The 17,048-nt window shown below is 55.3% G+C and carries 1 protein-coding gene; it reads left to right on the top strand.

What is annotated here, in order from left to right:
* The first annotated feature begins 157 nt into the window (after positions 1–157).
* The gene (locus tag KMZ15_RS06985) at positions 158–16,978 is read left to right on the top strand and encodes a non-ribosomal peptide synthetase (RefSeq protein WP_223692010.1); all 16,821 of its coding nucleotides are present in this window, start codon (positions 158–160) and stop codon (positions 16,976–16,978) included.
* Positions 16,979–17,048 lie beyond the last annotated feature (70 nt).

The raw sequence follows: 17,048 nt of genomic DNA, 5'->3' as shown, positions 1-17,048 counted from the left end.
AAATGATTGATATGTGAGTTTGAAATAGTATTGTTTACCAAGCGCGCTGATTCTTCGGTTGGTGTGCTGGCATCTGTTTAATTCTGTAGTGGTTTAAGTTTTTTTAGTACGGTCCACCAATCTGTGGCCGACCTCTAACTTTTTCTCTAGGTGACTTATGCCTGCTTGCTCCAATCCGGTAGTCTATCCTTTATCTGCTGCGCAAACGGAGATATGGCTCGCGCAGCAACTCAATCTCGATAGCCCGGCTTACAATATTGGTCAGTTTACGGAAATCCAGGGTGCTGTTGACCCGGTTTTGTTTGAGGCAGCTTTGCGGCAGGTGGTCGAAGAAGCAGAAAGTTTACGCCTTCAGTTCATTGAAAGTGGTGATGGCTTTCAACAATTTGTCGGTTCACCGGATTGGTCGTTACCTTTGATTGATGTCAGTGCAGACGCTGATCCTCAGGCGGCCGCTGAAGCTTGGATGAGAGCCGACTACAATCAGCCAATTGACCTTCTGCATGGCCCGCTGTTTGGCTATGCATTGTTACAAATCGCACCGCAGCGTTTTTTTTGGTATCAGCGCTATCACCATATTGTGATCGATGGAACCGGACGTGCCCTCATTGTGCAACGCATGGCGCAGGTGTATAGCGCGCTGGCCAACGGTTTGGTGGCGAACAAGTGCCCCTTCGGACCGGTATCGGTACTGCTGAAAAGTGATATTCATTACCGCGCTTCTGCACAGTTTACGAAAGATCATACCTATTGGCTTAAGCACTGCGTGGACTGGCCCGAACCGGTGACGCTTGCAAATCGGCAAGCCCCCGCTTTGTATTATCATCTTCGTCAGACAACTTATCTTTCCTCTCAAGCGATGCGCACTCACGCTGCTGGTGCAAAGCGTTTTTTGGCGCAGCTGATGACGGCTGCCATGGCGGCGTATCTTCATCGTTGGATAGGCGTTCAGGACGTGGTGTTGGGCCTTCCGGTGACGGCCCGTTTTGGTGAAAATCGGTGCATTCCCGGCATGGTGTCTAATATTGTGCCTCTGCGATTCACCGTGCGGTCGGATATGAGCCTATCCTCATTGCTTGAACAGGCGGCGCAAGAGATTCAAGGTGGACTTCAGCACCAACGCTATCGCAGTGAAGACTTAAGGCGAGGGCTTGGGCTAGCGTCAAGCCAACTATTGTTTGGTCCTATGATCAATCTCATGTTATTTGATTGCGGCCTATCTTTTGGCGAGCATTCGTCGACCAATCATAATCTTGTCAATGGGCCAGTCGAAGATCTGATGATCTCGGTCTATGTACTACCCGAGGACAGTTCGTTACGGATCGACTTCGAAGCGAACCCCGCGCTTTATACAGCAGATGAACTGAGTGCACACCAACGGCGTTTTTTAAAATTCCTAAACGCCTTTGCCACTGAGCCCACGCAACTAATTGGTGACATCGACCTGCTCGATGCCGCAGAGCGGCGACAATTGCTAGTCGATTGGAATGCAACGGCAGCGCCGTATCCGAAACACCAGTGCATTCATCAGGTGTTCGAGGAGCAGGTCGAGCGCACGCCAGAAGCCGTTGCGCTCGTGTACGAGAATCAGGTACTGACTTATGCGGAACTGAATGCGCGGGCTAACTGCCTTGCTTACCAATTAATCGAATTGGGCGTCAAGCCGGATATGCTCGTGGCGATCTGTGTGGAACGCTCACCAGCAATGGTGGTCGGGCTGCTGGCGATCCTAAAAGCAGGAGGCGCTTATGTACCGCTTGATCCAGCATATCCACCCGAGCGACTCGCGCACATGCTTGCTGACGCGGCACCGACAATCCTGATAGCTGATACAGCTGGCCGGGCCGCGTTAGATGAAGCGGCCCTCGCGTCACTGACCATACTCAATCCACATGCGCTAACAGAGTTGGCCGTCACTAATCCACAGATCCCTGAGCTTACTCCCCATCATCTCGCCTATGTAATCTACACTTCCGGTTCTACTGGCATGCCCAAGGGTGTGATGGTGGAGCATCGAAACGTTGTGAATCTCACCCAGGCGGAGATTGCTTGTTTTGGGGTTTGTTCATCAAGCCGGGTCTTGCAGTTTGCCTCTTTCAGTTTCGATGTAAGCGTTTGGGAAATCGTCATGGCCTTGGGCTGTGGCGCAGGCTTATATCTGCCTCCTGATACGGTCCGTCTTGATCGGAATAAACTATGGGATTATTTGGCGAAACATACAATCACCCACGCTACCTTACCCCCCGCGCTGCTGCAGAATGGTGAGGATTTGCCCCGTCTGGACACTCCTCTGACGTTGATTCTGGCAGCTGAGGCGCCTAGTACGACATTACTCCGAAACTTGATCCATCAATGCGCCGTCTTCAATGCCTACGGCCCAACTGAAACGACTGCTGGCACAACAGTATGGCGTTGCTCGCGCGATTTCAGCAGTGAAGTGGTTCCGATTGGCCGGCCGATTGCTAACACCCGGCTCTACCTGTTAGATGCCAATCGCCAGCCGGTACCGTCAGGCGCGGTGGGAGAATTGTATATTGGCGGTGCTGGTGTCACGCGCGGCTATCTGAACCGACCTGAATTGACAGTTGAATGCTTCCTTCCTGATCCGTTCAGCGATCTTGAAGATGCCCGCTTGTACAAGACAGGGGACCTGGCCCGCTACTTGCCTGACGGCAATCTGGTTTTCCTTGGCCGTAACGACCACCAGATCAAAATCCGCGGTTTTCGGATCGAGCCCGGCGAGATCGAGGCGCGCATGGTTGAATTGCCACAGGTGCATGATGCTATTGTACTTGCGTTAGGCAAGAACAGTGACAAACGGCTGGTTGCCTATGTCGTGGCCGAATTCGACGAGCAGCTCGCCTATACCCTGCGCGTGCACCTCGCGGCTAAGCTACCCGAATACATGGTGCCGGCTGCCTTCGTGCGCTTGGATTCCTTCCCGCTAACGCCCAACGGTAAACTCGACCGCCATGCGCTACCGGCGCCAGACGATGAAGCTTTCGCCCGTCAGGTGTATGAGGCACCGCAAGGCGAAATCGAGACCGCGCTGGCCTTAATCTGGGCTGAGCTGCTCGGTCTGGAGCGCATCAGTCGGCATGACAGTTTCTTTGCGCTCGGCGGCCACTCGCTGATCGCTGTGCAGATGATCGAACGTTTGCGTCACCTCGGCCTAACGGTCTCTGTGCGCGCCCTGTTCGACACGCCTACGCTTAGCGTGCTGGCTCAATCTCTAGGTCAACATTGCGAAGTGGCTGCCCCCCCCAATCTTATTACCCCTGACACTAGCACGCTAACGCCAGACCTGCTGCCGCTCATCGACCTCACGCAAACTGAAATCGACTGGATTGTTGCACACACCCCAGGCGGGGTGGGCAATATCCAGGACGTCTACGCCTTGTCACCGCTGCAAGACGGTATTCTGTTCCATCACCTGCTGGCGACCGAGGGCGATCCATATCTATTGGTTGCCCAGATGGCTTTTGACAACCGGACGTTGCTCGATCGTTACCTAAACGCGGTCCATCAAGTGGTTAAGCGCCACGATATCCTGCGTACCGCCTTTGTATGGAAAAATTTATCCACACCAGTCCAGGTGGTCTGGCGTCAGGCGCCTCTGTCGATCACGACGCTCACCCTGGATCCGTCCGATGGACCGGTCATCGAGCAATTGGTTCAGCGCTTTGACCCCCGCCAATATCGTATCGACTTGACTCAGGCTCCACTACTGCGATTCATAATCGCACAGGACAGCGATGGCCGCTGGCTGCTGGTCCAACTGCTGCACCATCTGATTGGCGATCACTCGACGCTGGAATTGATGAATGCCGAAGTGCAAGCTTTCTTGGAAAACCGGGGCGATGCGCTGCCAGCTCCACAGCCGTTCCGCAACCTGATAGCTCAGGTGCGCTTAGGACTAGGCGAGGAAATGCACGAGCACTTCTTTACGGAGATGCTGGCCGATATTGAAGAGCCCACGCTGCCGTTTGGACTGGCTGAGATCCATCGCGACGGATCCCAGGTCACCGAAACGCGCCAGGTGCTACCGCAGGACTTAAACGATCGTCTGCGGGCTCAGGCAAAACGGTTAGGCGTGAGTTTGGCTAGTCTGTGCCATTTGGCTTGGGCTCAGGTACTCGCGCGCGCCAGCGGCCAACAGCGGGTGGTATTTGGCACAGTCCTGTTTGGGCGCATGCAAGCCGGTGAGGGAGCCGATTGTGTGATGGGGCTGTTCATCAACACGCTGCCGCTACGCGTTGATCTAGATGACACCGGTGTCGAGGACAGCGTACGCGATACCCATGCACGTCTGGCTGCATTGCTCGAACATGAACATGCGTCACTGGCATTAGCCCAGCGCTGCAGTAGCGTGCCGGCCGGTGCTCCTCTCTTTAGTGCGCTGTTGAACTACCGGCACAATGCGATGTTATCGGGCGAAAGTCGAACGATGCCCGGCATCGAATTGTTGCATATAGAGGAACGTGATAATTACCCGTTAGGGCTATCGATAGATGACTCTGGACAGGCGCTGAAGCTGACTGTCCAGATCGTTCAGCCGTTCCATCCCGATCGGGTATGTGGCTATATGCAGCAAGCGCTGGAAAGCCTAGCTCAGGCGCTAGAACACACCCCTCAAATCCCTGCGCGACAGCTGGAAGTATTGCCTGTCACCGAACGTGAATTGCTGCTTCAGATGGGAAGCGAGATGGCGACGCCGTATCCGGCACATCAGTGTCTCCACCAGTTGTTCGAAGCGCAGGTCAAGCGCACACCGGACAATACTGCACTGGTGCATGAGGACCAGGTAATCAGTTATACGGAATTGAATGCGCGGGCTAACTGCCTCGCCCACCATTTGATACTCCTAGGCGTGTGCCCTGACAGCCGCGTAGCCCTGTACGCACAGCCCAGCATAGAGATGGTCGTGGGGATGCTCGCCACGCTCAAGGCGGGTGGAGCCTACGTGCCGTTGGACCCTAACTATCCCCCTGAACGTTTAGTTGACATGGTGACGGACAGTGCGCCGGTGGTCCTACTCAGCATCGGTCCGCCGCACGCTGCTGTGGTCCAATGTCTGGGAGTCGATGTGCCAGTTCTGGATTTGCAGGCTGACGCAGGTCAATGGAAGCGCCGAAGCAGTCGCAATCCTAATCCGCATAAGCTTGCACTGAGTGCCGAGCATTTGGCCTATGTGATCTATACCTCAGGTTCTACAGGTCGGCCCAAAGGGGTCATGGTCCAACACCGGAGCGTGGTTAACCTAGTGACGGCAATGGCTCAGCGGCTTGAGCTTAGCTCGCAGGACCGGGTGTTGCAATTTTCTTCGCTGTCCTTCGATGCCTCAGTTGGAGAGGTTTTTGTCACGTTGATCTCTGGCGCAGCCTTGCTGCTGCGCACTGATGCTTGGTTGGCTGGGGCTCAGCAATTCTGGTCTCTGTGCGAGGCCAACCGCATCAGCGTGATGGATTTGCCTACCCAATTCTGGACGCAGTTGGCCCAGGAAAGTGTACCTATCGCGAGCAGCGCACGCGTGATCATGATTAGTGGAGATGCTTTAAGTGCATCAGCGCGTGCCGCGTGGTTTGCTGTCGCCGGCCATAGACCGCGCTTGTTGAATGTTTACGGTCCGACCGAAACAACGATTAGCGCCACGGTCCATGAGGTGACAGCTGGTGATTGCCGCTGGCGCACGATCGGTCGACCGATAGCGAACACACGTATCTATATTTTGGACACATCAATGCAGTTGACCCCGGTAGGGGTGGCTGGAGAACTGTATATTGGTGGGGCTGGTGTTGCGCGCGGCTATCTGAACCGTCCCGAATTGACCGCTGAGCGTTTTCTTCCCGATCTGTTCAGCGATTGTGAGGATGCCTGGATGTATAAGACGGGTGACTTGGTTCGCTATCTGCCTGATGGCAATCTGGAGTTCCTCGGGCGCAATGATCATCAGGTCAAGATCCGCGGTTTTCGGATCGAACCTGGCGAGATCGAAACGCACCTTGTTGAGCACCCGCAGGTGCGCGAAGCTATCGTGCTAGCGCTGGGTGAACACAGCAACAAGCGCTTGGTCGCCTATGTCGTGGCCGAACCGGACGAACAGCTTGCAAACACCCTGCGCGCGCACCTTGCGACTGGGTTGCCTGAGTATATGGTGCCGGCCGCCTTCGTGCAGTTGGATGCGTTGCCGCTCACACCCAACGGCAAGCTCGACCGCCGGGCGCTGCCAACGCCGGATGATGAGGCTTTTGCCCGTCCCACGTATGAAACCCCGCAAGGCGAGATCGAGACTGTGCTTGCCACGATCTGGGCCGAACTGCTCGGGGTCGAGCGCGTTAGTCGTCACGACAGTTTTTTCGCGCTTGGTGGCCATTCGCTGCTTGCTGTGCAGATGATCGAACGTCTGCGTCGCCTAGGCCTGACAGTTTCAGTACGCGCTCTGTTTGATACGTCCACCCTCAGCATGTTGGCCCAATCTCTGGGCCAGCACCAGAAAGTAGTTGTACCGCCCAATGCTATAACGTTCAATACGTTGAATCTGGTACCAGACTTGCTGCCACTGATTGACCTCACCCAAGCGGATATCGACTGTATTGTTAAACAAACGCCAGGTGGGGTGGCCAATATCCAGGATATCTATGCATTGTCTCCACTGCAGGATGGCATTTTGTTCCACCACCTGCTGGCGACTAAAGGTGATCCGTATTTGCTGACCTCTCAGATGGCTTTTGCCGACCGAGAGCGGCTCGATTGCTACCTGGACGCTGTCCAGCAGGTGGTAAAGCGCCACGATATCCTGCGCACCGCCTTTGTCTGGGAGAGCTTGTCTATGCCAGCTCAGGTAGTTTGGCGTCGCGCGCCAGTGTCGATCACGGAGCTCACCTTAGATCCAGCCGATGGACCGGTCATCGAGCAACTCATCCAGCGTTTCGATCCCCGTCACCATCGCATTGATTTGACTCAAGCTCCGTTGCTGCACTTCATAGTTGCGCAGGATAGTGATGGCCGCTGGTTATTGATCGAGTTGATGCACCATCTGATTGGTGATCACTCGACGGCCGAAGAGATGCGTGTTGAGATTCAGGCATTCCTTGACGGTCGGGGCGATGCCCTGCCGTCTCCTCAACCCTTTCGCAACCTGGTAGCGCAGGCGCGTTTAGGGGTGAGCCAGCAAGCGCACGAGCGCTTCTTCACAGACATGTTAGCCGACGTGGAAGAGTCCACGCTGCCCTTTGGGCTAGCCGAAATCTATCGCGATGGATCTCAAGTCACAGAATCGCACCGGATGCTACCGCAGGACTTAAACAATCGCCTACGTGCTCAGGCCAAACGGTTGGGCGTGAGTTTGGCCAGTTTATGCCATCTAGCCTGGGCTCAGGTGATTGCCCGCGCCAGCGGCCAACAGCGAGTGGTGTTTGGTACCGTGTTATTCGGGCGCATGCAAGCCGGCGAGGGAGCTGACCGTGCCATGGGCCTGTTCATCAATACATTGCCGCTGCGTATTGACTTGGACAATCGCAGTGTTCAAGACAGCGTGCGCCAAGTCCATGCGCACCTGGCTGCGTTGCTTGAGCATGAACACGCGTCGCTCGCGTTAGCGCAACGCTGCAGTAGTGTGCCGGCTGGCACGCCGTTGTTTAGCGCGCTCCTGAATTATCGGCATAATGCGATATCGTCGAGCGCGAGCCCTGCTTTGACTGGTATTGAATTCCTCGGCGCACAGGAGCGTACTAACTATCCGTTCATGTTGTCTGTAGAGGATTTCGGAACAGCGCTCGGACTGACCGCCCAGGTCGTGCAGCCACTCGACTCGGCCCGGGTGTGTGGCTATATGCAGCAAACGCTGCAAAGCCTAGCTGAAGCGCTGGAGCACGAACCTGACATGCCGGTTTGGCGACTGGAGGTATTGCCAATTGAGGAGCGCGAGCATTTGCTCCAGACCTGTAATACGACAGCAGCGTCGTTTCCAGAGTATCCATGCATTCACCAATTGTTTGAGGAGCAAGTCGAACGCACCCCAGAAGCCACCGCATTAGTGTACGAGGATCAAGTATTAAGCTATGCTGAATTGAATGCGCGCGCCAACTGCCTTGCGCATCAGCTGATTGAGTTGGGCGTTCAACCTGATACGCGTGTGGCGATCTGTGTCGAGCGCTCACCGGCGATAGTGGTGGGGGTACTGGCGATCTTGAAAGCAGGTGGCGCCTATGTGCCACTCGATCCAGCGTATTCGAGCGAGCGTCTTACGCACATCCTCACCGATGCGACGCCGTCGATCCTGATCGCTGATGTGGCTGGGCGCACTGCACTGGGCAAGACGGCTCTCGCCTCGTTGACCGTGCTTGATCCGAATAGGCTGCCGGAATCGCCTATCACCAATCCGCAGGTCCCTGAGCTGACCTCTCATCATCTCGCCTATGTGATCTACACTTCCGGCTCCACCGGCACGCCCAAGGGGGTGATGGTCGAACACGCTCAGATTGTTCGACTATTTGACGCCACAGAATCTTGGTATCACTTTAACTCGCATGATACGTGGTGCCTATTTCATTCGTTCGCCTTTGATTTCTCCGTTTGGGAGCTATGGGGAGCCTTACGCTATGGCGGCAAGCTCGTGCTCGTACCACATCATATTGCCCGCTCGCCGCAGGAATTTTACCGCTTGGTGTGCGAACAAGGGATTACTGTATTGAATCAGACGCCCAGTGCTTTTAAGACATTCATCGTCAGCCAAGCGCAAAGTGAATTACAGGACGGTTTACGTTATGTCATCTTCGGCGGCGAGGCGCTTGAGCCTACCATCTTGCAGGCGTGGTACGCCACCCGCTCTGAACACTCTCCCCAATTGGTGAACATGTATGGCATTACGGAAACCACTGTGCATGTCACCTATCGACCGTTGCAACCACAGGATAGTCATCAAACTGGTAGCCTGATTGGGGTGCGGATTCCGGATCTTAAGGTCTATTTACTGGATGCTTATGGCCAGCCCGTGCCGCTGGGCGCGATAGGTGAACTGTACATTGGTGGCGCTGGTGTCGCGCGTGGTTATCTGAATCGTCCTGAATTGACCGCTGAGCGCTTCCTGCGTGATCCGTTTAGCAAGAATGAAGAGGCGCGCATGTACAAGACAGGCGACTTGGCTCGCTACTTGTCTAATGGCGTTCTCGAATACCTTGGCCGCAATGACGATCAGGTCAAGATCCGTGGCTTTCGGATTGAGCCGGGTGAGATCGAGGCACGGCTCGTTGAGCATCCGCAGGTGCGCGCAGCTGCTCTGCTCGCGCTGGGCGAGGGTAGCGACAAGCGGCTCATTGCCTATGTTGTGACGGAACCTGACGAACAGCTCGCCAGCACGCTACGTTCGCACCTCACGACCCGGTTGCCTGAGTATATGATGCCAGCCGCCTTCGTGCGCTTGGATGCACTGCCCCTGACACCCAATGGCAAGCTCGATCGCCGGGCGCTGCCCGCGCCGGATGGTGAGGCCTTTGCCCGTCAGGCGTATGAAGCCCCGCAAGGCAAGGTCGAGACTGCTCTAGCGGACATCTGGGTCGAGCTGCTCAATATCGAACAGATCAGTCGTCACGACAGCTTCTTCGCACTCGGCGGCCATTCGCTGCTTGCCGTGCAGATGATTGAGCGCTTGCGTCGCCTCGGTTTAACGGTCTCTGTGCGTGCACTGTTCGATACGCCTACGCTTAGCGTGTTAGCTCAGACTTTGGGCCAACATCGAGAAGTGGCCGCACCGCCCAATCTCATTACGCTTGACACCGCTACGCTGACGCCAAACCTGTTGCCACTGATCAACCTTACTCAAACAGAGATCGATTGTATCGTTGAACAGACTCCTGGCGGGGTGGCTAATATCCAGGATATCTACGCACTATCTCCGCTGCAAGACGGGATGCTGTTTCACCACCTACTGGCAACTGAGGGCGATCCTTATCTGCAGATCGCCCAGATGGCCTTCGCCAACCGGGCGTTGCTTGATCGTTATCTGGAGGCAGTTCAGCAGGTGGTCAATCGCCACGATATCCTGCGTACCGCCTTTGTCTGGGAGCATCTGTCCACGCCAGCCCAGGTAGTCTGGCGTCAGGCGTCGCTGTCTATTACGGAACTCTTCTTGGATCCAGCCAATGGACCAATCACTGAACAACTAGCCCAGCGCTTTAATCCTCGCCAATATCGTATCGATTTGACCCAGGCGCCATTGTTGCGTTTCGTGATTGCGCAGGACAATCATGGCCGCTGGTTGCTAATCCAGTTGCTGCACCATCTCATTGATGATAACTCATCGCTGAAGAGGATGAATGCCGAAATTCAGGCATTCCTCGAAGGTCATGGCGGCACTTTGCAGGCTCCTCAGCCGTTCCGCAACCTGGTGGCGCAGGCACGCTTAGGATTGAGTCAACAAGCGCACGAACGCTTTTTTACCGACATATTGGCTGACTTGGAAGAGCCCACGCTGCCCTTTGGGTTGGCCGAGATCCATCGCGACGGATCCCAAGTTACTGACTCGCATCGGATGCTGTCGCAGGATTTGAACGATCGTCTGCGGGCTCAGGCCAGACGGCTAGGTGTGAGCTTAGCCAGTCTATGCCATCTGGCCTGGGCTCAGGTGCTCGCGCGCACTAGTGGCCAGCAGCGGGTGGTATTTGGCACCGTCCTGTTCGGGCGCATGCAAGCCGGTGAGGGAGCTGACCGCGCGATGGGTCCGTTCATCAATACTCTGCCGTTGCGCATTGATTTGGATGATCGCGGTGTCGAGGACAGCGTGCGCGATACCCATGCGCGCGTGGCCGCACTGCTCGAACATGAACATGCGTCGCTGGCATTAGCACAACGCTGCAGTAGCGTACCGCCCGGTACCCCCCTTTTTAGCGCGTTGCTGAACTATCGGCACAATGCAATGCCGTCGGGTGAGAGTCAAATGATGCCAGGCATCGAATTGTTGCGCGCAGAGGAGCGTGACAACTACCCGTTCGGGTTATCGGTGGAAGATTTCGGTGAGGCGCTGGGACTGACTGCTCAGATCGTGCAACCGTTTGATCCTGATCGGGTGTGTAGCTATATGCAGCAGGCGCTAGAAAGTCTCGTTAAGGCGCTAGAGCACGCCCCCCAAACCCCGGCGCGGCAACTGGAGGTGTTACCTGACACTGAACGAGAGTTGTTGCTTCAGACGTGGAACGCAACAGCAGCACCGTATCCGGCACGTCTGTGCCTCCACCAGTTGTTCGAAGTACAAGTCGAGTGCATGCCGGATGCCACCGCACTAGTATATGAGAATCAAGTATTGAGTTATGCTGAACTCAATACATGCGCCAATCGCCTCGCGCATAAACTCACTGAGTTGGGGGTTGCGCCGGACGTGCGCGTAGCGATCTGTGTGGAACGTTCACCGGCGTTGGTGGTGGGGCTGTTAGCGATCCTGAAAGCGGGCGGTGCCTATGTCCCGCTTGATCCGGCATATCCGAGCGAGCGTCTTACGTACATTCTCACCGATGCGGCGCCGGCGATCTTGCTAGCCGACGCGGCTGGACGCGCCTCGCTGGGCGAGGTGGCCCTTGCCTCGCTGACGGTGCTTGATCCAAATAGAGTGCCGGAAGCGCCCATTACCAATCCGCAGATCCCAGATCTGACTCCACATCACCTTGCCTATGTGATCTACACCTCCGGCTCCACCGGCATGCCCAAGGGCGTGATGGTCGAGCATCGAGGGATAGTGAATCTCGCCCAGGCGCAGACGGTTCATTTTGGGATTCTCCCATCCAGCCGGGTCTTGCAGTTTGCCTCTCTCAGTTTCGACATAAGTGTAGGGGAAATTTTCATGACCTTAGGCTGCGGCGCCGGCTTGTATCTACCTCCCGATAGTGTCCGTCGTGATCGAAATGCTTTATGGGACTATTTGGCAAGATATACAATCACTCACGCTAATTTAACGCCTGCGCTGCTCGGAAATGGTGAGAATTTGCCTAGCCTGAGCATATCTCTGACACTGATTCTGGGGGGGGAAGCGCCCACTGCACCATTGCTTCGAAACTTGAGTCACCAAGGTGTCATCTTCAATGCCTACGGCCCAACGGAAACAACCGTTAGCGCTACTATATGGCGTTACTCACATGACCTCAATAGTAAAGCGGTCCCTATTGGCCGACCGATTGCGAACACACGAATTTACCTGTTGGACGCATACGGGCAGCTCGTGCCGCTGGGTGCGGTCGGCGAACTATACATTGGTGGAGTGGGTGTCACGCGCGGTTATTTGAATCGCCCAGAATTGACCGCGGAGCGGTTCCGCCCTGATCCTTTCAGCGATTGTGAGGAGGCACGCATGTATAAGACAGGTGACCTGGCCCGCTATCTGCCCGACGGAAATTTGGAGTTCTTGGGCCGTAACGACCATCAGGTCAAGATCCGCGGCTTTAGAATCGAACCCGGCGAGATCGAGGCGCGCCTTGTCGAGCATCCGCAGGTGCGCGAGGCTACTGTACTCGCGCTGGGCGAGCACAGCGACAAGCGCCTCGTCGCTTATGTCGTAGCTGAACCGGACGAGCAGCTCGCGAGTGCCCTGCGCGCGTACCTCGCGACTGGATTGCCTGAGTATATGGTGCCGGCCGCTTTCGTGCGCTTGGATATGCTTCCACTGACCCCCAGTGGCAAGCTTGACCGCCGAGCGCTACCAACTCCGGACAACGAGGCTTTTGCTCGTCAGGCGTATGAAGCGCCACGAGGCGAGATCGAGACTGCGCTCGCCGCGATCTGGACTGAATTGTTGGGTCTGGAGCATGTCAGCCGTCACGACAGCTTCTTCGAACTCGGCGGACATTCGCTGCTTGCCGTGCAGATGATCGAACGCCTGCGTCACCTTGGCCTAACAGTCTCGGTGCGCACGCTGTTCGATACGCCCACGCTCAGTGTGTTGGCTCAATCTCTGGGTCAACACCACGAAGTGCCCACCCCGCCCAATCTCATTACACCTAACACTGTTAAGCTAACGCCCGACTTGTTGCCGTTGATCGACTTCGCTCAAGCTGAGATCGACTGTATCGTAGAACAAACCCCAGATGGGGTGGCCAATATCCAGGATATCTATGCATTGTCTCCACTGCAGGATGGCATTTTGTTCCACCACCTGCTGGCGACTAAAGGTGATCCGTATTTGCTGACCTCTCAGATGGCTTTTGCCGACCGAGAGCGGCTCGATTGCTACCTGGACGCTGTCCGGCAGGTAGTCAAGCGCCACGACATCCTGCGCACTGCCTTTGTTTGGGAGGGTTTATCTACGCCCGCCCAGGTGGTCTGGCGTCACGCGCCGCTGTCGATCACAGAACTCTCCTTGGATCTAGTCAATGGACTGATCACTGAACAATTAGCCCAGCGTTTCGATCCCCGTTACCATCGCATTGATTTGACTCAAGCCCCGTTGCTGCGCTTCGTAGTTGCGCAAGATAGTGATGGTCGCTGGTTATTGTTCCAGTTGCTGCATCATCTGATCGGTGATCACTCGACGGCTGAAGAGATGTGTGTTGAGATTCAGGCGTTCCTTGACGGTCGGGGCGATGCCCTGCAGTCTCCTCAACCCTTTCGCAACCTGGTAGCGCGGGCGCGTTTAGGGTTGAGCCAGCAAGCGCACGAGCGCTTCTTCACAGACATGTTAGCCGACGTGGATGAGTCCACGCTGCCCTTTGGACTGGCCGAAATCTATCGCGATGGATCTCAAGTCACAGAATCGCACCGGATGCTACCGCAGGATTTAAATAATCGCCTACGTGCTCAGGCCAAACGGTTGGGCGTGAGTTTGGCCAGTTTATGCCATCTAGCCTGGGCTCAGGTGATTGCCCGCGCCAGCGGCCAACAGCGAGTGGTGTTTGGTACCGTGTTATTCGGGCGCATGCAAGCCGGCGAGGGAGCTGACCGTGCCATGGGTCTATTCATCAATACATTGCCGCTGCGTATTGACTTGGACAATCGCAGTGTTCAAGACAGCGTGCGCCAGGTCCATGCGCACCTGGCTGCGTTGCTTGAGCATGAACACGCGTCGCTCGCGTTAGCGCAACGCTGCAGTAGCGTGCCGGCTGGCACGCCGTTGTTTAGCGCGCTCCTGAATTATCGGCATAATGCGATGTCGTCGAACGAGAGCACGATTGCGACTGGTATTGAATTCCTCGGTGCACAGGAACGTACTAACTACCCGTTCATGTTGTCTGTAGAGGATTTTGGAACAGCGCTCGGACTGACCGCCCAGGTCGTGCAGCCACTCGACTCGGCCCGGGTGTGTGGCTATATGCAGCAAACGCTGCAAAGCCTAGCTGAAGCGCTGGAGCACGAACCTGATATGCCGGTTTGGCGACTGGAGGTATTGCCAATTGAGGAGCGCGAGCATTTGCTTCAGAGCTGTAACACGACAGCAGTATCTTCTCCAGAATACCCATGCATTCACCAATTGTTTGAAGAGCAAGTCGAACGCACCCCAGAAGCCACCGCATTAGTGTATGAGGATCAAGTATTAAGCTATGCTGAATTGAATGCGCGCGCCAACTGCCTTGCGCATCAGCTGATTGAGTTGGGCGTTCAACCTGATACGCGTGTGGCGATCTGTGTCGAGCGCTCACCGGCGATAGTGGCGGGGGTACTGGCGATCTTGAAAGCAGGTGGCGCCTATGTGCCACTCGATCCAGCGTATTCGAGCGAGCGTCTTACGCACATCCTCGCCGATGCGACGCCGTCGATCCTGATCGCTGATGTGGCTGGACGCACTGCACTGGGCAAGACGGCGCTTGCCTCGTTGACCGTGCTTGATCCGAATAGACTGCCGGAATTGCCTATTACCAATCCGCAGGTCCCTGAGCTGACCTCTCATCACCTTGCCTATGTGATCTACACTTCCGGCTCCACCGGCATGCCCAAGGGAGTGATGGTCGAACACGCTCAGATTGTTCGACTATTTGACGCCACAGAATCTTGGTATCACTTTAACTCGCATGATACCTGGTGCCTATTTCACTCGTTCGCCTTCGATTTCTCTGTTTGGGAGCTATGGGGAGCCTTACGCTATGGCGGCAAGCTCGTGCTCGTACCACATCATATTGCCCGCTCGCCGCAGGAATTTTACCGCTTGGTGTGCGAACAAGGGATCACTGTATTGAATCAGACGCCCAGTGCTTTTAAGACATTCATCGTCAGCCAAGCGCAAAGTGAATTACAGGACAGTTTACGTTATGTCATCTTCGGCGGCGAGGCGCTTGAGCCTACCATCTTGCAGACGTGGTACGCCACCCGCTCTGAACACTCTCCCCAATTGGTGAACATGTATGGCATTACGGAAACCACTGTGCATGTCACCTATCGACCGTTGCAACCACAGGATAGTCATCAAACCGGTAGCCTGATTGGGGTGCGGATTCCGGATCTTAAGGTTTATTTACTGGATGCTTATGGCCAGCCCGTGCCGCTGGGCGCGATAGGTGAACTGTACATTGGTGGCGCTGGTGTCGCGCGTGGTTATCTGAATCGTCCTGAATTGACCGCAGAGCGCTTCCTTCGCGATCCGTTTAGCAAGAATGAAGAGGCGCGCATGTACAAGACAGGCGACTTGGCTCGCTACTTGTCTAATGGCGTTCTCGAATACCTTGGCCGCAATGACGATCAGGTCAAGATCCGTGGCTTTCGGATTGAGCCGGGTGAGATCGAGGCACGCCTCGTTGAGCATCCGCAGGTGCGCGCAGCTGCTCTGCTCGCGCTGGGCGAGGGTAGCGACAAGCGGCTCATTGCCTATGTTGTGGCGGAACCTGACGAACAGCTCGCCAGCACGCTACGTTCGTACCTCACGACCCGGTTACCTGAGTATATGATGCCAGCCGCCTTCGTGCGCTTGGATGCACTGCCCCTGACACCTAATGGCAAACTCGATCGCCGGGCGCTGCCCGCGCCGGATGGTGAAGCCTTTGCCCGCCAGGCGTATGAGGCCCCGCAAGGCAAGGTCGAGACTACTCTCGCGGACATCTGGGCCGAGTTGCTCAATATCGAGCAAATCAGCCGTCACGACAGCTTCTTCGCGCTCGGTGGCCATTCGCTGCTCGCTGTGCGCTTGATCAGTCGTATTCGTTCCACATTGGGTATCGAGATCACCATCCGCATGCTGTTTGATGTGCCTACTATTGCAGGTTTAGCACAACGCCTTCTTAAGCGAGATGGTACCCAAGACGATTCATTTGATGTCTTGCTTCCGATCAAACCCACAGGCACCCAGCCGCCTCTTTTTTGCGTGCACGCCGTTAATGGCTTGAGTTGGCATTATATGGGCCTGGTTAGCCAGTTTGACGCAGACCAACCGGTCTACGGTCTGCAAGCCCGTGGGCTTAATGGCGTGCCGCCGCTTGCGGAAACCATCGATGCCATGGCATCAGACTATATCCGGCAAATCCGCCGTATTCAGCCTAATGGACCTTACTATTTGTTGGGCTGGTCCTTTGGCGGCAAAGTTGTGCACGCCATGGCCACTCAACTCGAGCAACAAGGTGAAAAAGTAGCGTTGTTGGCTTTGTTGGATAGTTACCCAGATTCTGCGCAGCAGGATGATGAACTAGAAACGATGCAAGAGGCTTTCTATATTAAGCTTCTTGCTCGCTATGGCGATGAAAATATGCCTGATGCGGGAGAATATTTATGGGAAAAAACCCGAGATGCGTTAAAAAATAATATACACCTTTTAAAGAGTTTTTCCCCACGTATTTATTGCGGCGACATGCTCTTCTTTAGGGCAACAATAGAAGAGGATGAATCTATCCCGCTCCCCTCACCTGATTTATGGAAGCCTTATGTTCTTGGGGATATTGAAGCTTATGATATCCACTGTACACACGATGACATGGATCAGCCGGCGCCAATGATTGAAATGGGTCGTATTCTGGCACAGAAGCTAAATGAGTTAATGAGGCGTCAGCCTCCCCAAAACGAGGAGGAGTTTTTAACTTAACCCATTCTACTGGAGGATCATAGGCGTGTCTTTGCTTTGCAGATAAAGAAGTGAGCGTTCTATTGGGATG

The organism is Mycoavidus sp. HKI, assembly GCF_020023735.2.
Lineage (GTDB): Bacteria > Pseudomonadota > Gammaproteobacteria > Burkholderiales > Burkholderiaceae > Mycoavidus.
Note: the sequence above shows the minus strand (reverse complement) of the source record. Positions and strands in the feature narration are given on the sequence as shown.